The 19086-nt window shown below is 72.5% G+C and carries 17 protein-coding genes; 6 read left to right on the forward strand and 11 right to left on the reverse strand.

Annotated features, from left to right (window positions below; translation table 11 throughout):
* Positions 1-50 precede the first annotated feature (50 nt).
* Positions 51-1112 carry a LacI family DNA-binding transcriptional regulator gene (locus ACZ7HQ_RS11615; RefSeq protein WP_470987401.1) on the forward strand — a complete coding sequence of 354 codons (1062 nt, stop codon included), beginning with the start codon at positions 51-53 and terminating at the stop codon, positions 1110-1112.
* 38 nt (positions 1113-1150) lie between these two features.
* Here the strand turns inward: ACZ7HQ_RS11615 and ACZ7HQ_RS11620 are convergent, their stop codons facing one another.
* The 8 genes from ACZ7HQ_RS11620 to ACZ7HQ_RS11655 all read right to left on the reverse strand — a co-directional run bounded on the left by ACZ7HQ_RS11620 (position 1151) and on the right by ACZ7HQ_RS11655 (position 11037).
* Complete coding sequence (locus tag ACZ7HQ_RS11620) at positions 1151-1795, reverse strand: nitroreductase family protein (protein ID WP_470987403.1); 645 nt, start codon at positions 1793-1795, stop codon at positions 1151-1153.
* Entirely contained in the window at positions 1792-2694 is a 903-nt protein-coding gene (locus ACZ7HQ_RS11625; RefSeq protein WP_470987404.1) for a hypothetical protein, read from the reverse strand. The genes ACZ7HQ_RS11620 and ACZ7HQ_RS11625 overlap by 4 nt, the downstream gene beginning before the upstream one ends.
* Positions 2695-2742: 48 nt before the next feature.
* Positions 2743-3726 carry a ScbA/BarX family gamma-butyrolactone biosynthesis protein gene (locus ACZ7HQ_RS11630; protein WP_470987406.1) on the reverse strand — a complete coding sequence of 328 codons (984 nt, stop codon included), beginning with the start codon at positions 3724-3726 and terminating at the stop codon, positions 2743-2745.
* A 10-nt stretch (positions 3727-3736) separates the two neighbouring features.
* A complete protein-coding gene (locus tag ACZ7HQ_RS11635; protein WP_470987407.1) occupies positions 3737-4669 on the reverse strand; it encodes a nucleoside-diphosphate kinase in 933 nt (310 codons plus the stop codon).
* Positions 4666-5760 carry an SDR family oxidoreductase gene (locus tag ACZ7HQ_RS11640; protein WP_470987409.1) on the reverse strand — a complete coding sequence of 365 codons (1095 nt, stop codon included), beginning with the start codon at positions 5758-5760 and terminating at the stop codon, positions 4666-4668. The genes ACZ7HQ_RS11635 and ACZ7HQ_RS11640 overlap by 4 nt, the downstream gene beginning before the upstream one ends.
* Before the next feature lie 43 nt (positions 5761-5803).
* Positions 5804-7456 (reverse strand): hypothetical protein, encoded by a 1653-nt coding sequence (locus tag ACZ7HQ_RS11645; RefSeq protein WP_470987410.1) that lies wholly within the window; start codon positions 7454-7456, stop codon positions 5804-5806.
* Positions 7453-10179, reverse strand: a complete 2727-nt coding sequence (locus ACZ7HQ_RS11650) for a phosphoenolpyruvate synthase (RefSeq protein ID WP_470987411.1) — start codon at positions 10177-10179, stop codon at positions 7453-7455. Before ACZ7HQ_RS11650 ends, ACZ7HQ_RS11645 begins: the two co-directional genes overlap by 4 nt.
* A 261-nt stretch (positions 10180-10440) precedes the next feature.
* Complete coding sequence (locus ACZ7HQ_RS11655; RefSeq protein WP_470987413.1) at positions 10441-11037, reverse strand: helix-turn-helix domain-containing protein; 597 nt, start codon at positions 11035-11037, stop codon at positions 10441-10443.
* A 96-nt stretch (positions 11038-11133) separates the two neighbouring features.
* On the opposite strand from ACZ7HQ_RS11655, the gene ACZ7HQ_RS11660 reads away from it, so the two are divergent.
* Together ACZ7HQ_RS11660 and ACZ7HQ_RS11665 are read left to right on the forward strand one after the other, a co-directional pair.
* Positions 11134-12552 (forward strand): MFS transporter, encoded by a 1419-nt coding sequence (locus ACZ7HQ_RS11660; protein WP_470987414.1) that lies wholly within the window; start codon positions 11134-11136, stop codon positions 12550-12552.
* 173 nt (positions 12553-12725) lie between these two features.
* Positions 12726-13985 carry a PP2C family protein-serine/threonine phosphatase gene (locus tag ACZ7HQ_RS11665; protein WP_470987416.1) on the forward strand — a complete coding sequence of 420 codons (1260 nt, stop codon included), beginning with the start codon at positions 12726-12728 and terminating at the stop codon, positions 13983-13985.
* Between the two features lie 133 nt (positions 13986-14118).
* Here ACZ7HQ_RS11665 and ACZ7HQ_RS11670 read toward each other — a convergent pair whose 3' ends face one another.
* The 3 genes from ACZ7HQ_RS11670 to ACZ7HQ_RS11680 are packed head-to-tail and all read right to left on the reverse strand — an operon-like array spanning position 14119 to position 16629.
* Positions 14119-15051 carry an aminoglycoside phosphotransferase family protein gene (locus tag ACZ7HQ_RS11670; RefSeq protein ID WP_470987418.1) on the reverse strand — a complete coding sequence of 311 codons (933 nt, stop codon included), beginning with the start codon at positions 15049-15051 and terminating at the stop codon, positions 14119-14121.
* Positions 15052-15081: 30 nt separating this feature from the next.
* Complete coding sequence (locus ACZ7HQ_RS11675; protein ID WP_470987420.1) at positions 15082-15933, reverse strand: class I SAM-dependent methyltransferase; 852 nt, start codon at positions 15931-15933, stop codon at positions 15082-15084.
* Positions 15934-15969: 36 nt separating this feature from the next.
* Positions 15970-16629, reverse strand: coding sequence for a TetR/AcrR family transcriptional regulator (locus tag ACZ7HQ_RS11680; RefSeq protein ID WP_470987422.1), 660 nt, complete (start codon positions 16627-16629; stop codon positions 15970-15972).
* Between the two features lie 136 nt (positions 16630-16765).
* Between ACZ7HQ_RS11680 and ACZ7HQ_RS11685 the strand changes: the two genes are divergently transcribed.
* The 3 genes from ACZ7HQ_RS11685 (at position 16766) to ACZ7HQ_RS11695 (ending at position 19047) form a co-directional block, all read left to right on the forward strand.
* Positions 16766-17956 (forward strand): cytochrome P450, encoded by a 1191-nt coding sequence (locus ACZ7HQ_RS11685; RefSeq protein ID WP_470987424.1) that lies wholly within the window; start codon positions 16766-16768, stop codon positions 17954-17956.
* A 7-nt stretch (positions 17957-17963) separates the two neighbouring features.
* Positions 17964-18185, forward strand: a complete 222-nt coding sequence (locus ACZ7HQ_RS11690) for a ferredoxin (RefSeq protein ID WP_470987426.1) — start codon at positions 17964-17966, stop codon at positions 18183-18185.
* Positions 18186-18360: 175 nt separating this feature from the next.
* Positions 18361-19047, forward strand: coding sequence for a GAF and ANTAR domain-containing protein (locus tag ACZ7HQ_RS11695; RefSeq protein ID WP_470988896.1), 687 nt, complete (start codon positions 18361-18363; stop codon positions 19045-19047).
* The last annotated feature ends 39 nt before the right edge of the window (positions 19048-19086 follow it).

Here is a 19086-nt window from a genome sequence, read left to right on the forward strand (position 1 = left end):
CTGTCACGAGGGATGGACAACGCGTCCCGCCCCTGTGCTAACTTCCGCTCATGTCACCCGCTCAACGGCATCCCACGATGTCCGACGTCGCCGAACGGGCCGGCGTCTCCCCGTCCACCGTCTCCCGTACCCTGCGCGGCCTCCCGACCGTCTCGCCGGAGGTCCGCGCCCGGGTCGAACAGGCCGCCCGGGAGCTGAACTTCGCGGTCTCCCGCCAGGCGGCGAGCCTCGTCACGGGAAGGACCGGGGTCGTGGCGGTGCTCGTGCCGACACTCAACTCGTGGTTCATGGGATCGGCACTGTCCAGCCTGGGCCCCCTGCTGCGCGCGGCCGGGCGGGAACTGAACGTCTACGTCATCCCGGACATGACCGAGCGCACGTCGTTCTTCGAGCGTCTCCCGGCCCGCCGGAACGCCGACGCCCTCCTGGTGTTCGGCTTCGACCTCACCGACGAGGAGACCGCACGCCTGGACGACCTCGGGATGCCGGTCATCTACGTCAGCCAGCACGCCGAGGGCCGGCCGAGCGTGTACGTCGACGACGTCGCCGGTGCCCTGAAGGCCACCCGGCACCTGCTCAACCTGGGACACCGCCGGATCGCGTTCGCGCCGACCACGGGGGCCACCGGCTTCAGCTTCAGCTCGCGCGAACGCCTGCTCGGCTACCAACAGGCGCTGACCGAGGCGGACATCCCGGTCGACGACGACCTCGTGGTCACCATGGCGGCCGACGACACGCGCAGCCTCGTCACCGGCATCGGACAGCTGCTGAGCCTGCGCGAGCCGCCCACCGCTGTCTTCGCCGAACAGGACGAGCTGGCGGTGGCCGTCATCCACACCCTGCGCCGGGCCGGGATCCAGGTACCGGACCGGATGTCCGTCATCGGCTTCGACGACCACCAGGTGGCCCAGTGGTTCGACCTGTCCACGGTCGCCCAGTCACCTTCCGACATGGGCCGGCTCGCCGGAGAACTGGCCCTGCGGCTCATCGACGACACCTCGGCCGACCACACCCGGCACGTCATCCTGCCCACCCAGCTGATCCCGCGGGCCACCACCGCCCCACGGGCGACGCCCCAGCAGGACGAGGAGGCGACGCGGACCTCCCCGTGAGTGCCTGCCGCACTCGGCATCGCCCCGCCGCGTGCCGGTCAGGTGCCCTGCCAGCCGTCGCGGTGCAACACCTGTTCCAGCGGCAGTCGCGGCCCCGGCCGGAAGGTGCCGCGCAGCGGGTACGCCGTCGGCAGCAGTGCGCCCTGACGCACGGTGGGCGGCAGGCCCAGCAGGCCGGCGATCTCCTGCTCACGGTCCAGGTGGACCGCCGTCCAGGCGGTGACCAGACCACGGCTGCGGGCGGCCAGCGCATAGCTCCAGGCGGCGGGCAGCAGTGACCCCCACAGACCGGCCTGGTTCCCGGCCGGCAGCCGCCCGTCGGCCAGTTCGAGACACGGGATGACCAGGACGGGCACCCGGTGCAGCCGGTCGGCCAGCGACCGTGCCGCGGTCAGCACGGACCGTGTGGCCTCCGGCAGCCGCCCCGGCCGGTCCAGCGCGGCGGCGTTGCGGTCGTAGAAGGCGGCCCGGTACACCTCCGCCACGTCCGCGCGCACCCGCGGGTCGGTGAGCAGGATCCAGCGCCAGCTCTGCCGGTTGTTGCCGTTGGGCGCCTGCAGGGCGATGCGCAGGCAGTCCTCGACGAGCGCCGGATCCACCGGCCGGTCCAGATCGAGACCGTGCCGCACGCACCGCGTGGTGGTCAGCAACTCCTCGCACGACAAAGGAAGTTCCGCGGTCATGGTGGTAGCACCGCCCGGATGACCAGTCCGAGGTACGTGGCCACGACGAAGCCGATCGCGGTCGGCATCGGCCAGCCGCCCCGCCCCGCGGCCAGGAAGCGCCGGGTGCCCCAGGCGGGCAGGGCCGCCGCCAGAGCGGGCAGCAGTCCGAGCGGGCCCTCCGGCGCGAAGAGCAGCACCTGGCAGGCGACCGCACCGGCCGCGAGCCCCGCGGTCACCGCCGCGCTACGGCGCGCGCCGAGAGCCGCCGAGTACAGGCGGGCGCCGGGCGCCGCCTCCCAGGCCGTCTTGCGGGCGAACTCGAAGTGCAGGAACACACAGGCGCTCAGGGCGAGCAGCACCGCGCCGCGCCAGTCGGCGGTGACGGTCCCGGCGGCCATGAGCGACCCGTACACGTAGGCGCCGAGGAGCACCTGGACCGGGTAGGCGACCGCCAGGTCGAGCAGCTGCCGGTCGCGTAGCCCGGGTGACAGCCGCTCCAGGGGTGCGAGAAGCAGTCCGTAGCCGAGGGCCGCGAGGAGCAGCAGGGCCGCCGGGGCCGTAAGGACGGCGGCGTTCAGGGCCGTCGCCACGACGGCGATCGCCGTCATCGCGCACCGCAGTTCGACCGCGGTGACCGCACCGGTGACGAGGGGCCGGTCCGGATGGTGCACGCGGTCGTGGGCGAGGTCCTTCTGCTCGTCCAGCATCCGCAGGAACAGCAGCGTGAGTACGACGCTGGCGACCCGCACCCAGGTGGCGCCGGAGGGCCGCCACGCCGTGCCGCAGGCGGTGACCGCCGTACCCTCCAGGGCGAGGACCCACAGCAGTCCGTAGCCGGCGTAGAGGTGGGGCGGGAACCTGCACAGCACGAAACGGCCCAGTCTGGCCGGTGCATGAGGGGCAGTCACGGTGGTCACTGCGGGTCTCCCCTGATCGGGTACGGGTCCGGGGCGGCGGTGACGGCGTCATGCGGCTTCGTGGGCTGTCCGGCCCGCGAGGACGCCGGCGCGGCCGGTCCGGTCCGGATCGGCGAGCCGGATCCGGGCCTCGGCGGCGTCGGTGCCCAGCTGGTGCAGGGTGCACGCGAGGTCGGCGCCGGGCAGCACCGGCGCGGTCCGGCACTCGAGCGGCAGGTCCATCTCGGCGAAGCAGCGGAACCGCACGGTCAGTCCGACCGGCAGCGCCATGGGGGTGCGGACGGTGCCGGCGGCGACGGCCGCGGTCAGGGCGAGCTGGCGGAAGGCCTCCAGCTCCAGCATGCCGGGCACGTGGTCGACCCAGTGGTCGTACAGGGTCGGATGCGCGGTGTCGACGACCAGGCCGGCGGTGCGCGTGCCGTCGCCGGCGGTGCGGGGCGGTGAGATGACCGTGTTGGCCGGGTCACGCCGCCCGACGAGGGCGGGATCGGCGCGCGGACCGGGTACGGCGACGGGCTCCTCGGGCAGGCGGAGCGCACCGCGCCGGCGGGCCCGCAGACGCGTCCAGTCGCGCGGGGGCATCCAGGAGTAGCCGATGCGGGCCAGCAGTGCCTCCTGCGTGCCGATGGTGAGGGTGAAGCGCAGCCGCAGGCCCGTCACCGCGGCCCGGGTGCGGAACCGGTGCTCGATCCGGACGGCGATGACGGCCTCGGTGGGCAGATCGCGGCAGCTGAGCACCGCCGGGTCCGGCACCTCGAACTCCACTGTGCGCAGCAGGAACTTGTGCCCGAGCGGGACGTCGAGGTAGCGGTGGGCCACGACGAAGATGCCCTGCCTGCACGCTTCCAGCAGCAACAGCGGATCGTGGTGGGCAGGGGGGCCGAGGGTGTCGTGGTAGAAGGCGTGGCGGCGGGGAAACTGCGCGGCCAGCAGCACGTCGTCCTCGCTCGGGCGCTCTGCGTCGGTCAGGAAGACCTCGGAGACCGCTGAGCGGTGCACCAGTTCCCGGGAGAGTGTCCGGGTGAACCGCATGGGCCGCTCCTCACTTCAGGGTGTCCAGATGGCGTCGCCAGGTGCCGGCGTCGGCCCCGTCCAGCACGGGTACCCGGCCGGGCTCTCGCATGGGGAGCACCGTGGAGCCGACGATGACGGCGTCCCACGGGTCGAGTTCGACCCCGTCCGCCCACGCGGTCTCCAGCAGCAGCCGCGGGGTGGCCGTCGGGGCGGCGCCCACGTGCCGGGACAGGGCGTCGCGGAGCCGCTCGACGGCGGGGTCGAAGTCGAGGTCCCGGGGTTTGGTGGCCGCGTACAGCCGGCCGGTCAGCTCCAGGGCGTCGGCGGTGCGGTCCTCGCCGGCCAGGGCTGCGCGGAAGAGACCGTCGCGGGCGGCGTCGTCGAAGTGGACGGCCAACTCCCGCAGCACGTCCGCGGGTTCGTCAGGGGTGTGGACCAGGTTCAGCAGGTAGCTGTGGCGGCCGAGGACGTGGCGCAGCTGGCCGGGGCGGCGGGCGTCGGGGTCCGTGGGGCCCTTGAGCCGGGTGAGTTCGACGGATGCCGGGATGTCCGGGGCGTGCTCGGGGCGGACGAGGAGCACGAGGGCGTCGGCGTCCTCCAGGAACAGGGCGGCGAGCCTCCTGCGGTGGGGGGTGGCGAGGTTCCACTGGAAGTACCACAGAGCGCGGATCATGGTGCGGGTCAGCCGGGTGACCGACGCTGCGACGATCCTGAAGTGCCGCCCGGTCAGCCAGTCCACGGCCGCCTCCAGCCTGCGGGCCACCACGGCGTCGGGCTTGAGCAGCAGCAGGGCGTGCCGGTGGGCGAACCCGGTGACGTCGTCCGTGAGGGCGGCGAGCTGGTCGTGACCCTCCTGGAAGTAGGTGTCGGCGCCGTACAGCCGCTGTTTTGCGGGGTGGCAGGTCAGCAGCGGGGACACGGGTATGCCGTGCGGGGGGCCGGCGAAGTGGGCGGGGGTCATCGGTGAGTGCTCCCGTCGGGTCGGACTGCGGCGGCCGGCGCCCGGCGCGGAGCCGGGCCGAGGTAGCCGGCCGCCAGGCAGTGGTCGAGGAGGCGGCGCAGGTACGGCCGCGCGCCCGTGGCCGACAGGCGCCTGCTGAAGGCCGCGGCCTGGGTGTCGTCGAAGTGGACGCGCCGCCGGAAGTAGGTCTCGTACAGGGAGATGACGCGGTCGTAGTAGGGGCGTTCGCGGTCCGGCAGGGCCTGGGCGGAGAACGCGGTCGGCGGGACGAACCGCGGCACCCGGAAGCACGGGTATTCGGCGAGGACGTCGGAGAAGTCCCGCAGGGTCAGCTCGTGCCCGACGGCGTGCAGGGTGCGGCCCCCGGCGTCCTGCGCGCGCCTGGTGACCTCGGTGACCAGGTCGGCGACGCGGTCGACCGGGACCAGGTCGAGGACGGCGTCGTGGTGACCGGGCACGGTGCGCACCAGGCCCCGGGTGAGGATCCGGAGCACCGGGTAGATGGTCCTGAAGTCGCGGACGCGGCCGGTGCGGGTGGCGCCGGTGATGATGCTCGGGCGCACCACGGTCACCGGCAGGCCTTCCGACGCGGCTTCGCGGACCATGATCTCGGCGGCGAGTTTGCTCCTCTCGTAGCCGTTGCCGGGGAGTTGGCCGACGTCGAGTTCGTCCTCGCGGGCGGTGCCGTCGCGTTCCCCGCACACATAGGCGGTGCTGAGGTGCACCAGCGGGGTGCGGACGGCGAGGGCGAGGTCCAGGACGTGCCGGGTGCCCACGACGTTGATGCGGTCGTAGCGTTCGTCCGGCAGCCCGAAGTCGGTGACGGCCGCGCAGTGCACGATCCGGTCGGCGATGGCGGCGAGCCGCCGGTCGTCGTCGGTCATCCCGAGGCCGGGGCGGGTGATGTCGCCGGTGATGCGGGTCAGGGTGCCGGGGCCGGGGGTGAGTTTTCTTCCGTTGTTGCGGACGATCTCGGGGGTGCGGTGCAGCAGCGCCAGCACGGTGTGGCCCGCGGCGGTGAGCCGGGCGGTCACCTCCGCGCCGACGTGGCCGCCGGCGCCGGTCACCAGCACCGTCATCGGGTCGGACATGGCTCCTCCGGATGGCAGGGCGGAAGGTCGGACGCGGGTGCGGTCACCGGGTCTGGTGGGGCTGGACGCCGTTGCCGGTGAGCACGTCGCGGGCCTCTTCGATGGGGAGTTCCGCGTCGAGGTGGGCGCCGATGCGCAGCCAGTCGTGGCCGAGTTGCAGGGTGGCCCGCCAGGTGTCCGCGGAGTCGAAGGCGAGCGGGAAGGACTCGGCGCCCATGCCGGTGCGGACGAGGACGATGCAGGCGCGCAGCTCCGTGAGCAGGGCGTCGCCGCCTGACGCCGGGTCGACGCTGCGCCGCAGCAGCTCTGCGGCGCGTGCCCCGAGCGGCCGGGTGGCGGGCGGCAGCAGGTCCAGGCGGCGTACCAGGTCGGGGTCGGCCGGCAGCGGATGGACGCCGTGGGCGCTGAACAGTCCGCGCAGGGCGGCGTGCACGGCGCGGCGCACGGCGAGTCCGGCCACCCGCCACTGGCCGCGCCGCAGGGCACCGGTCAGGTCCTCGACGGCGTTCTCGACCACCACGTTGGACCACACCAGTGCCATGGCCGCGGCGGCGAACCGGTCGGCGGGCAGCGGCATCAGGTCCACGGCACGGGGGCTGCTGACGGCCGCACCGCGTACCGACAGCAGCGGCTGTGCGGTGGAGGGCGGAGGGGTGACGGGGCCGGGTGGAGCGGCGAGCGGCAGCGCGGGGGTGACGGTGCCGCCGCCCTTCCAGGTGAGGCGGATCAGCCCGTAGCGCAGGAAGGCGGCCAGCAGCGGGCCGGGGTCGGCCACGCCGGTGTCCGCGGCCGTGGCCAGCACGTGGGGCAGGGGGCGGCTCGGGACGAGGGAGCGCCAGACGGCACCGGCGTCGTCGCCCAGGGCGAACACCTCGCGCCGGCGGCGGATGACGTGCACCCGTTCGCCGGTCTGCCAGGTGGTCACCCCGGCGACGCGTTCCACGCCGAGACGCTCGGGCCGGGGTGGCGCGCCGGTGAGACCGAGGTCCGTGGCGAAGGCGAGGCAGGCGGTCAGGTGGCCGCGGGCGGCGTCGGTGTCGCCGGGCGCGGGAGCGGCACCCGCAAGCTCCCAGTAGCGGTCGCGTACGTCCGGGTGGCCGGCCCGGTCCAGTTGCAGGGAGAGCCACTTGGGTTCGAGGTAGGTCTCGCCCAGGCGGGCCGCCCAGGACTTGACGGCCTGGAGGAGTGCGGCGCGGGTCCAGTCGACCGCCTCGTCGCCCTCGCCGAGGCACAGCAGCGCCGTCGCCTGCCGCAGGGACTGGTGGGCCCGGTGCGCCCACCAGTCGGCGGTGATCCGGCGGAACCGCTCGACGGGCAGCAACGCCTTCACCTCCCCGATGAGGGCGTGGCCGCGCAGCGGGTGGCTGTGCAGCAGCCGTTGGCAGCGGTTGAGGAGGTCCTCGGAGAGCCGGCCGGGCCGTGTGGCGCGCTCCCCGACCGTGCGGAACTGCTCGGCGAGTTGCCGCACCGACCGGGTGCGGACCTCCACCCGCCGGCCGTCCACGAAGAGCAGCGACGGCATGGTCGGCAGGTCGTCGTCGCAGCGGCCGACGAAGAGGAAGTCGATGTCGGAGGACGGGTTGCCGAACCCTTCCGCGATGGACCCTTCGAGGGTCACGGCCCACTCGGCGCCGTAGGGAAGTTCGGCGAGGGTCTTGTCGACCAGATCCTGCAGCTGGTCCTCGGTGAGGATCACGGATGTGTCTCCGTTCGGAGGCCGTCCTGGGTGGCGGGCGCGCCGTCGTGGGGCGGGTCGGCGCGTACGGTGACCGTCCCGGCGGCGCCGTCGACGCGCAGCCGGGTGCCGGGGCGGATCTCGGTGGTGGCGTCCTTGACCTGGACGACGGTCGGGATGCCCAACTCGCGGGCCACGACGGCGACATGGGTGAGGGGGCTGCCGCGTTCGATGACGAGGGCGGCTGCCGAGGGCAGTGCGGCGACCCAGCCCGGGTCGGTGCGATAGGTGACCAGGATGCCGCCGCCGATGTCGTGCGGGTGGTCGGTGACCACGGCGGGCCCTTCGGCGACGCCGGGGCCGCAGGGGGTGCCGCGCAGCTCGCGGGCGCCGCTGCGGGCGGCCGGGCCCGCGGCCCAGCCGGCCCGCTCCAGGTTGCCCGACCAGTAGGGGGCGCCGCGTGTGGTGAAGCGGGACGGGGCGTGCAGAGCGGTGTCGGCGGCGAGTTGCCTGCGGCGCAGCGCGACCAGCTCGCGCAGCTCGGTGTGGACGAGCATGCCCTCGTAGGCGCCTGTGATCTCCTCCAGACGCAGCATGAACACGTCGTCCCAGGCGTCGATGGCCCCGGCGCGGGCCAGGTCCCGGCCCAGGGCGCGCAGCATGCGCTTGGCCGCCCCGAAGGCACGGGTGCGGCAGAACCTGAGCCGTTCGCGGTCGGCGAGTGCCGCCCGCGCCTTGCCCCGCACCCGCTCGTACAGCAGGCGGCGCGGCCCGCGCAGGTGCTCGTCGAGGTAGGCGTCGGCCTCCCCGGCCCGGTCCGGCGCCGCAACGTCCCCGGTGTCCGGCAACGCGTCGCGCAGCAGCGCGAACAGTCCCGCCGGGTTCTCGCGCAGGTCCGGGACCTCCAGCTTGAGTTCGTCGGGGCTGCGGTAGCCGTAGTCGGCGATGTACGCGTCGACGGCGGCCAGGAACCGGGTGTGGCCGGCCTCGAGTAACGCCTGGTGGGTCTCGGAGTCGGGGGTGTGGTGCAGCAGGTGCAGGATCTCGGGGTCGGTGCGTGCCCGGGCCGCCAGCTCGCGCAGGGCGCGCACCGGTTCGGCGGACTCCACGGCGGCGCCCGGGGCGGCCGCGGCCCAGATGAACCACTCGGGCGCGCCCGGCAGCCAGCTGCGGGTGAGCAGGGCCAGCAGTCCCACGGAGAGCAGGATGGTGGCGTCCAGGGCCTGCATCGGGCCCCATTTCCCGATGAGGTCGCGCTGCAGCCGGCGGAATCGGCGATAGGTCTCGTCACCGGGCAGGGCGTCGTAATCGACATGGTTGAAGATCGCATAGGCCCGCTGGAAATCCCGGTGGAAGGTCTCCACGGAGGTGCCGATGGTGAGGAATCTCCGGGCGAAGACGACCGTACGGAGCAGGTCCGACAACCGGCCGCGCGGCCCGGACCGGGGGGTGAACGGATGGAGGGTGTCGGCGGTCTCGTCGGGAATGCTCTCGGCGACCCCGAGCGACTTCTCCAGTACGCGCCGGTTGAGCCGGTACAGCGGTGCCAGCCGCACCATGCGGTACCAATGGAACAGGTTGTAGTAGACCCGTCCGTGGATGTGTCCGAGCAGGTGCGGGGTCCACTCCCGGACCTCGCGCAGCTGCTCGCCGCGGACGCCGAGGGACCGGGCGTAGCCGTCGTACACCTTGGCGTAGGTGTCGGCGGCGAAGCTGAAGGTGAGCGGGGAGACGACGCCGCTGAAACTCTCGATGATGTTGGAGTTGTCCCAGATCCGCAGCTCCCCCTCGGGCGAGGGAGCGGTACCGGCGGTGGTGACCGGGCGGCTCTGCAGGATCCACACGGTGTCCTCGGCGATGGCCCACTCGATGTCCTGCGGGGCGCCGTAGCGGGCGGTGACGCGGAGCCCGGCCTCGTGCAGGCGGACCAGGTCGGCGGCGGTCAGGGCCGGTGCGGCGCGGTCCTCGTCGGCGACGGATGACACCTGACAGCCGGGTCCGGACCCGGCGTCGTAGCGCTCCTGCTTGTCCCCGATGACCGTGGTGAGCGGCGCGCCGGTGGCGGCGTCCAGGACCACGGTGTCCGCGTCCACCGCTCCCGAGACCAGCCCCTCCCCCAGCCCGTGGACGGCGCTGACGACATGGCGGTCCGTACGGCCGGTGGCCGGGTCGGCGGTGAACAGCACGCCGCTGCGCTCGGCCGGCACCATGCGCTGGACGATGACGGCGACGCCACCGGTGCCGGGCGGCAGCCGGCGCTGGGCGCGGTAGCGCAGGGAGCGTTCGGAAAAGCCGGAGGCCCAGCAGCGGCGGACGTGGGCGGTGACCTCGTCCAGGCCCCGTACGTTGAGGAAGCTGTCGAACTGGCCGGCGAAGGAGTGCCGTGCACCGTCCTCCTGCGCGCCGGACGAGCGGACGGCGACCGTGCCGCCGCCGGCCTGCCGGTAGGCCAGGGCGATGGCCTCGCTCACACGCGCGCCGAGCGGCGCGGCCTCGATCAGACGGGCGATCTGCGCGGCGATCTGCGGGGCCCGCGACTGCGGACCGTCGGCGAGCAGCCGTGCCAGATGCCCGTCCAGTCCGCTGCCGCGGCAGAATTCCTCGAACACGTCCCGGCCGAGGACGGACCAGCGCGGTACGTGAAAACCGGACGTGGTCAGGGTGTGGAGGTTCTTTCCTTTTCCACCGGCCCATTCGGTGATCAGGGAATGGTCGCTGGACGCTGTGAGGACGTGCAGGGCCAACTCGTTTCCCTTTCAAAGGGGGTTGCGCGACCTGAGCGCGTTATTCGATCTCGCCCGAATGTTTCACAGCATGACCGGTCAAAACCTCCGGTGCGCCCACCGCGGGCATTTTTCGGACGTCGTAAGGAATTCAATTTCCTGGCCGTCCCCGCCGTTCAGGACCACAGGGCAGGGCTTGATCGCGGCGCCGGACGAGCGGGACACGGTGGGGCGGCCCGACGCAACTGTCCGAATAGCGGTTGGAGGTGTGCGGCCGGCCTCTCAGGGCTCGGTTCTGGACGGTCTGGCGCGGACGACGGCCTGGTCTCCTCGTGGGCCGAACAGGTGCAGGATCTCCACGGCGCTCGTGTCCGCGGGGCCGAACCAGTGGGGCTCGGTGGTGTCGAACTCGGCCACTTCGCCGGGCCGCAGCGTGAAGTCCTGCGCCCCGAGGATGAGGCGGAGCCGACCGGCGAGCACGTAGAGCCATTCGTAGCCCTCGTGGGTGACCAGTTCCGGCTGGCGGGGTGCCAGTACCTGCTTGAAGACCTGCACTCGGCCCGGGTACTGCGTCAGGGGCACGAGGACGCTCCCGCGCTCCTTGCGCAGGGGCCGGAGGTGCACCCGAGGGTCACCGCTGGCCGGCGCCGCCACCAGCTGGTCGAGTGCGACGCGGTGCGCCCGTGCCAGCGGGATGAGCAGGTCCAGCGTCGGGTGCCGCTTGCCCGACTCGACCCGGGACAGTGTGCTGACCGAGATCCCGGTCATGGCCGCGAGTGCCTCGAGCGTGAGTCCCCGTTCCCGGCGCAGCCTGCGCAGCCGGGGCCCGATGCCATCGAGGATCTGCTCCAGCTCCGCGTCCCGGGATCCTGTGTTCATGGATCCAGTTTTGCAGGGTTCGCAAAATTGATGGGCGGCGGCCCTCGCCCGGGCCGAGCCTTGCCGGGCACTGTTCCCGGACATCAGAGGGAGACCATGACCGCGACGACACACCCCGTGCCACCCGTGCTGAGCGCGCGCAGACGCTGGACGGTACTGGCCGTCTGCTGCCTGAGCATGTTCCTGGTGGGCCTGGACACCACCATCGTCAATGTGGGCCTGCCCTCCATCGGGCGCGGCCTGGATGTCGGCACGCGCGGTCTCGAATGGACCGTGGACGCCTACACCCTCGTCCTGGCCAGTCTCCTGATCTCCTCCGGCGCACTGGCGGATCGCTTCGGACGCCGCCGGGTGTTCCAGTGCGGGCTGGCCGTGTTCGGCGCGGCCTCAGTGCTCTGTGCGCTCGCCCCGTCGGCGGGCGTACTCATCGCGGCACGCGCCCTGCAGGGCATCGGCGCCTCGATGCTCAGTCCCGTGGCGCTCGCCATCGTGGTGAACGCGATGCCGGACCCGAAGGAACGGGCGCAGGCGATCGGCATCTGGGCGTCGGTGTTCGGACTGAGCATGGCCGCCGGACCCGTCACGGGCGGCGCGCTGCTCGCGGGGCTCGACTGGCGGGCGCTGTTCTGGATCAACGCACCCGTCATCGCGGCCGCTCTGCTGCTCAGTGCGGTGTTCGTGCCGGAGTCCCGGGCTCAGCGGGCCCGGCGGCTCGACGTGCCCGGCCAGGTCCTGCTGACCATGGTCCTCGCGGTCGTGGTCGGCGTCCTGATCGAAGGGCCGCGCATCGGCTGGACGTCCCCTGTGGCACTCGCGGGATACGCGGGGGCCGGCGTGGCGACAGCCGGATTCGTGTGGGTCGAGTCCCGCCGACGTGATCCGCTGATGGATCTGCCGCTCTTCGCGCGCCCGGTCTTCAGCGGTGCCGTCGTGGGCGCGGTGGCGGTCTTCGTCGCCCTGAACATGACACTACTGCTGAACACCCTCTATCTGCAGCACACCCGGGAATGGACGCCGCTGGCCGCCGGCGTGGCGACCTTGCCCCTGGCCGCCGGAGCGACCGTCTGCGCCCCCTGGTCCGGCCGTATGGTCGGCCGCGCGGGACCGCGGCTCCCGCTGCTCCTGGCCGGCGGTTTCCTCACGGTCGGCGGGCTCTGCCTGGTCCGGCTCACCCCGCACACGAGCGTGCTCGTGCTTCTGGCCGCATACTCGCTCATCGGCATCGGATTCGGCTTCGCCAACGCCCCGATCACCAACACCGCGGTCAATGGGCTGCCACCCGCCCGTGCCGGCGTGGCCGGGGCGATCACCTCCACCGCACGGCAGCTCGGCTCCGCCGTCGGCATCGCTCTCGCCGGCGGCCTGGTCACGGCCACCCGTCCGGCGGGGCTCGCCCACGCGTCCCGCCCTGGCTGGATCCTGGTCGCCGCCTGTGGCGTACTGCTCTTCCTCGTCGCCCACCTGACACGGCCGAAGGAGGTTTCCACGGGCCCCGTGTCCCCGCACACGCGGTGAGCCGCGAGACCCACCGCAACGCGCCGTGATCCGTTGAAGGGCGCCGGCGCCTCGTCGGGCCGGTGTCCCGCCGCGAGAGGAGGGTGCAATCCGCTGCCCAGGAGCGAACTCGGCGGGCACGGGAGCGGAACCTTTCGTAGATTGAGGAGCGAGCGACTGGCAGGTAAACGCGTGTGACACCGGAGATCGACTACACAGGGGTGTTCGCCGCCCTTCCGAGCCCGTGCCTGGTACTCAGCACGGACCTGGTGATCGCTGACGCCAACGCGGCCTTCAGCGAGGTGACCGGACGAAGCCATGCCGAGCTGCTCGGGCAATACCTCTTCGACGCCTTCCCGGACAACCCCGCCGACACGGAGGCCGACGGGGCCTCGACGCTGAAAGCCTCGTTGCACCGTGTCCTGTCCTCCCGCCAGACGGATCACATGGCGTTGCAGAAGTACGACATCCCGGTCCCCGGCAACCCCGAGGTGTTCAAGGAGCGGTGGTGGACCGCGATCAACGTGCCCGTCCTCGGCCCGGACGGAAACGTCGCCTGGATCATCCACCGGTCCGAGGACATGACCGACGTCGTCCGCTCCCGCCGCACGGCGCAGCTGCCGTCGGTCAGACCCGGCCGGGAAGCGGCCATGGAAGCCGAACTGTACGCCCGGGCGCGGCAGCTGCAGCAGCTGAACGAGGAACTGCGGCAGGCTCACGCTCGTGAACGGCGCGTCGCCGTCGCCCTCCAAGAAGCCATGCTCCACTCCCCGGACCTGGCACGGCATCCGAACATCGCCGTGCGCTACCTGCCCGCGACCGGATCACTGAACGTGTGCGGCGACTGGTACGACGCGGTCGACCTGCCCGCGGACCGCTTCACCGTCGCGGTCGGCGACGTGGTCGGCCACGGGCTGGCGGCCGCCACCGTCATGGGCAGGCTCCGCAGCGCGCTGAGCGCCGCCACCCGCACGGTCCACGGCCCCGCCCAGGCACTGGAGGTCCTGGGGCTGTACGCCCGCTCGGTCGAGGGAGCCCTGGCCGCCACCGCCGTCCAGGTCCTCGTCGACTGCCACAGCCATCTGCTCATCTACAGCAGCGCCGGCCACCCCCCGCCCGTCCTGCTGCATCCGGACGGCACCTGCGAGCTGCTCGACCAGGCCACCGACCCACCGCTGGGCGCCCGACCGGAACACGTCCCCCGCCCCCAGGCCAACGCTGCCTACGCTCCCGGCGACACCCTCATCCTCTACACCGACGGCCTGATCGAACGCCGCGGTGAGGACATCGACACCGGCCTGACCCGCCTCACCTCCACGCTCGCCACCTGCACCGGGTTCAGTGCGGAACACCTCGCCGACGCCCTCCTCGCCCGTCTCAACGTCGCCAGCGGCGCAGGCGACGACATCGCCATCGTCGTCGTCCGCCTGGACCGAACGACCCGACCGTACTGAGCGGGCCGATGCCGCCGTCATCGAGCGCTGTGCCTGCTGTGCCTGCTGCTTCTGCTGTACCTGCTGAGCATCGCGACGATCGCGCTCGCCCTGGGGCTGCTCCTCCTGCCCACACTCGGGCATCAGTCACGCACTACGAGCGTTCGGTGAGCAACTCCGCCAAGCCGTCGGCGAATTCGGTGAGCCAGTCCAGCCGAGGTCCGCTGCGGGCCCGACGGAAACCGTGGCGGCGGCCCCAGAACGCCGCCTGGACCGCATGGAACTGGGCCCACCGCCGGACGCGTTCACGGTCGAGTTCCGCGGCCTCGGCGAAGACGTCCAGGACGCGGTGGACAGCCCTGCGCAAGTCATCCGCCTGGAGGAGCGCCAGCGCCCGGGACTTCAGCAGTGTCCCGCCGTCGTAGGCAGGGTCTCCCACGTACCCCTTGGGATCGACAGCCAGCCACGGCTCTCGGCCGGCACGCAGGATGTTCCCGGCATGGAGGTCGCCGTGGACGAGGGTGTCCGGCTGGACCCGGCCCAGGTCCCGAACGGTCGCCATGGCGGCGTCCAGCACCTGGCGTGGCAGCGCGTGCGCCAGTTCCTCGGCGTCCTTGTACAGCTGCTCCTCCCAGGCGTCGGCCTGTGCACGCAGCCGCGGCAGGCCCGGCGGTGCGGCGATGGCCAGGCGGCGATTGAGCCGCCCGGCGACCGTCACCGCCTCGTCGCCGTCCGCGACCTCCGCCAGGGTCGACGGCTGGACCCGTTCCAGCAGCATCGCGAACCGCTCGTCGTCGCGCTCGTGCAGCAGGACGGCACCGCGCCCGCCCCAGGCAACGAACGCATCGGGCTCATGTACGTTGCCGGGATGGGGAAATGACACCTTCAGCACGGCGCTCCCCTCGGCTCGCCGCTGCACCGGAACGACGACCCCGACGCCGCCGTACATGACGTCTCCATCCGGCACGCACCCCCAGCGCCCCAGGAGTTCCTCCACGATCCGGGGCACCTCTGCGAGCCACGCCGCCCCGGCCTCCCCCTCGCGTTCGACGGTGCTCCGTGCGAACTCCTCCGGCATCGTGATCACCCCGGCACCCTACGCGCCGGCCTGCCGCAGTCACCAATCCCGGCACGTCTTCCACGCCGTCGCCCGGGCCGGCTTGCGCGCCAGTTCGCAGGCGAAACCGACCGTTTCGGTGAGGCGCCCTTCGGCCGTGTGGGGGCTGAGTCCGGCGGTGAGTTCGGCATCGAACTCGTCGGCGCGCTCCGCGAGCACCGAGGGGGGCAGGAACGACGTCGACCGGATGTGGCCGGCGAGTTCACGGATCGTCCAGTGGTGCTCGACTGGGAACTCCTGCCGCCCGGCAGGCTCGAGCCCGGCACGGGACAGGACGTCGCGGTCGGGGTCCCGCCGCCGGGCGCGGTCCCAGCCGGAGGGGACGCGGCCGGCCGCGCCGAGGGCGCTCTGCCATGAGTGCAGCAGGTGGTCGAGCGCCCGCTGCCACTTCCGGGGGCCCGTCCACGGACTGCTCGACCAGCACAGCGCGAGGCAGCCACCGGGCCTGAGCCACATGTGGGCGCGCTCGGCGACCAGGGTGCGGGACAGCCGGTGGAACGCGTTGCCGATGACGATCAGCTCGAAGCTGTCCGGATCGGCCTGCAGGTCCTCGGCGCGGGCGGTGACGGTGCGGATGTGGGCCGCGTCGGCAGTGGTCGCCGCCTTGGCGCCGACCACCTCGGTCATGCCGGGTTCGGCGTCCACGGCCCATACGTCCGCGAACCATCCGCGCAGCGGGAAGGCGAGCTGTCCGGTGCCGCAGGCGAGGTCGAGCAGGCGTCCGTACCCCGATGGTGCCGCCCGGCACGCGACATCGGCGATCATCGCGTCGGGGTACGCGAGCCGGAACCGGTCGTAGTGTCCGGCCGTGCCCCGGTACAGACCGGGTGCGAACTCGGCCTCGTCTGCCATGCGACCACCCTCGCACAACGCGTCCAGGCGACAGGGTCACTCCGGGCGCCGGGCCCCTGCTCGGCCCCCGGGAACCGGCTCGTCGCCCAGGAGGCCCTCGATCGCCGTGAGAACGTGGCCGCAGATCTCGTCCGGTTCCGCGCTCGCCAGCGGCTCCTGCCCGACCACGACCCGCATCAGGCCGATGCCGAGCAGCCAGGCCATGGCGAGCTGTGCGCGCAGCTTGCTGTCGTCGGCCGAGGAGAGGGCGGCCAGGGCGGCGGCGTAGTCCTCCCCGAGCGCGCGGACGGTGTCGGGGGCGGCGTCGGCGTTGCCGATCGAGCGCAGGTAGACGGTCAGCATCTGGTCCGCTTCCGGGATGCCGCCCTCGGCGAGGACACCGCGCAGCGCGGTCTCGAACAGCCGATCGGCCGGCGTGTTGCTCAGCTGCTCCTTTCCTCCCTGGGCCACGACCTCGGTGAGCAGCGCGTTCTTGGAGCCGAAATAGCGGAATATGAGGGCCTGGTTCACTCCGGCGCGTCCTGCGATGTCACGGACGGTGGCGGCGTCGTACCCCCGCTCGGCGAAGAGCGCTCCGGCCGCCTGCAGGATGCGCAGCCGGGTCCCGCGGGCGTCACGTGGGCGGTGCGGCGCGTCCTCGCTCGCCGGGCCGCCGCCGGGCCCGTCCTGATGCCGCGTGTGCTCGCTGGTGTCCACTCTCTGCTCCTTCTGCCGCCATGAGCCCGCCCGCGCCTGCCGAGGAGCCGTCAGGGTAACGGCTGATTAGCGTCGTTGACCGCCCGATGGGCGCCTCCTAGCGTTGTAAGCGCATGCTTACACAAGGGAGGCAGCAGTGACGGCAACGGACCACACACCCCTCGCCTATCCCTTCAACTCCAGCCGGGACCTGGCCCTGTCCGACGCATACGAACGGGCCCGTGACACCCCGGGTCTGCTACGCGTCCAGCTGCCGTACGGGGAGCCGGCCTGGCTCGCCACCCGCTACGCGGACGCCCGGCTGGTCCTCGGTGACCAGCGCTTCAGCCGGGCCCTGGGGCTCGCACACGACGAGCCGCGCACCTCCGAGGGCAGGCTGGTCAGCGGCATCCTCAGCATGGATCCGCCCGACCACACCCGGCTGCGCTCCCTGGTCGCCAAGGCCTTCACCGTCCGCCAGGTCGAGAAACTCCGCCCTCGGGTCAGGGAGCTGACGTCCACGCTGCTGGACGAGATGGAAGCGGCAGGGCCGCCGGTCGACCTGGTCGACCGCTATGCCCTGCCCATTCCGGTCGCGGTGATCTGCCGGCTCCTCGGAGTGCCGGAGCAGGACCGCCCGCGCTTTCGCAGGTGGAGCGACGCGGCGCTGTCCACCAGCTCGCTCACCGCCGAGGAGTTCGACCGCAACCGTGAAGAGCTGCGGGCGTACATGGCCCGGCTGATCACCGCCCACCGCGAGGAGCCCCGGGACGACCTGATGACGGCGCTGATCGAGGCGCGCGATCACGATGACCGGCTGACCGAGCTGGAACTCGTCGACCTGTGTGTCGGCATCCTCGTCGCCGGACACGAGACCACCGCCACCCAGATCCCCAACTTCGTCCTCACCCTTCTCGACCATCCGCAGGCGCTCGCCCGGCTGCGCGCCGAGCCCGCGCTGATCACCAGCGCGATCGAGGAGCTGCTGCGGTTCGTGCCGCTGGGCAGCGGAGCCGGTCAGCCGCGCTACGCCAAGGAGGACATCGAGGTCGGCGGCACCCTGGTACGGGCCGGGGAACCGGTCCTGGTCGCCATCGGCGCCGCCAACCGGGACGCACTGCGCTTCACCACGGCCGGCACGCTCGACATCGCGAGGAGCGGCAACGCCCATCTGGGCTTCGGACACGGTGTCCACCACTGCCTCGGCGCTCCCCTGGCCCGTCTCGAACTGCAGGAGGCCATCGGGGCGCTGGTGGCCCGGTTCCCCCGGCTGTACGTCGCCGGTGACATCACGTGGAAGACCGAGATGCTGGTACGCGGCCCGCGCAGCATGCCGGTGGGCTGGTGAGGCGCCCATGAGCCGGCAGCTGCACGTCGCCTCCGACCGCTGTATCGGCTCCGGGATGTGTGCCGGGGCCGCACCGGATCTCTTCACCCTTGACGACGATCACGCGCGTCCCGTGAGTGAGCGTGTCCCGGACCACGACGACCGCGCTCTCGATGCCGCCGACGTCTGCCCGGTGCTGGCCATCACCGTCCGGGACGCGGAGGGAAGGGTGATCGGTCCCCGCGAGTGAACCCGGACCGACCGCGGACCGAACCTGGACCGTGCCCCTGGGGCAGTGAGCCGTTCCGCCGATTGCCGGCCGGACGGGCCCGGGGAACCGGGTTCTCCCGCGCCCGCGCTGTCAGGCTGGCGTGGGATCCTGGGAAGACGGCTCGGCCGGGACGGACCGCGAGGTGGAGGACACGATGGACTGGGCTCGGTTCGCGCAGCAGATGGCGTCGATGGCGCGGGATCTCCTGGCGCAGGAGTCGGTCGCCGCCACCCTCGAACGGATCACCGGCTCGGCCACCGAACTGGTCGAGGGCTGCGACGCGGCCGGCATTCTGGTGCTGCACGGCACGAAGGTGCAGAGCCTGGCGCCCACCGAGCAGATCGTCATCGACAGTGACCGGCTGCAGGAGCGCCTGGGTCAGGGGCCGTGCTTCGACGCGGCGCGCACGGCGGCGGGGCACCGGCTGTTTCGCATCGCCGACTTCACCCTGGAGCAGCCTCGCTGGCCCGCCTTCGCCCCCCAGGCCCACCAGCTGGGCGTGGGCAGCATGATGGGGTTCCTGCTGTACACCGAGGACGAGGAACTGGGCGCGCTGAACCTCTACTCGCGCAGACCGGGCGCCTTCACCGAGGCCGGTGAACTGGCCGGCTGGCTGCTGGCCTCGCATGCGGCGGTCGCCTTCTCCAGCGCCCGTACGCACTCCCAGATGGAACACGCCGTCGCCACCCGGCACATGATCGGTGAGGCGATGGGCATCCTCATGGGCAGCCATCACCTCACCGAACAGCAGGCGTTCGACGTCCTGCGCCGCTATTCGCAGGAGAACAACGTCAAGCTGCGGGAAGTCGCCCGCCGGGTCTGCGAGCAGGGCATTCTGTGACGACCACGGCCTGGGCCGGCCACGCAGCCGGCCCAGGCA

This window comes from Streptomyces sp. NPDC037290, assembly GCF_055603245.1.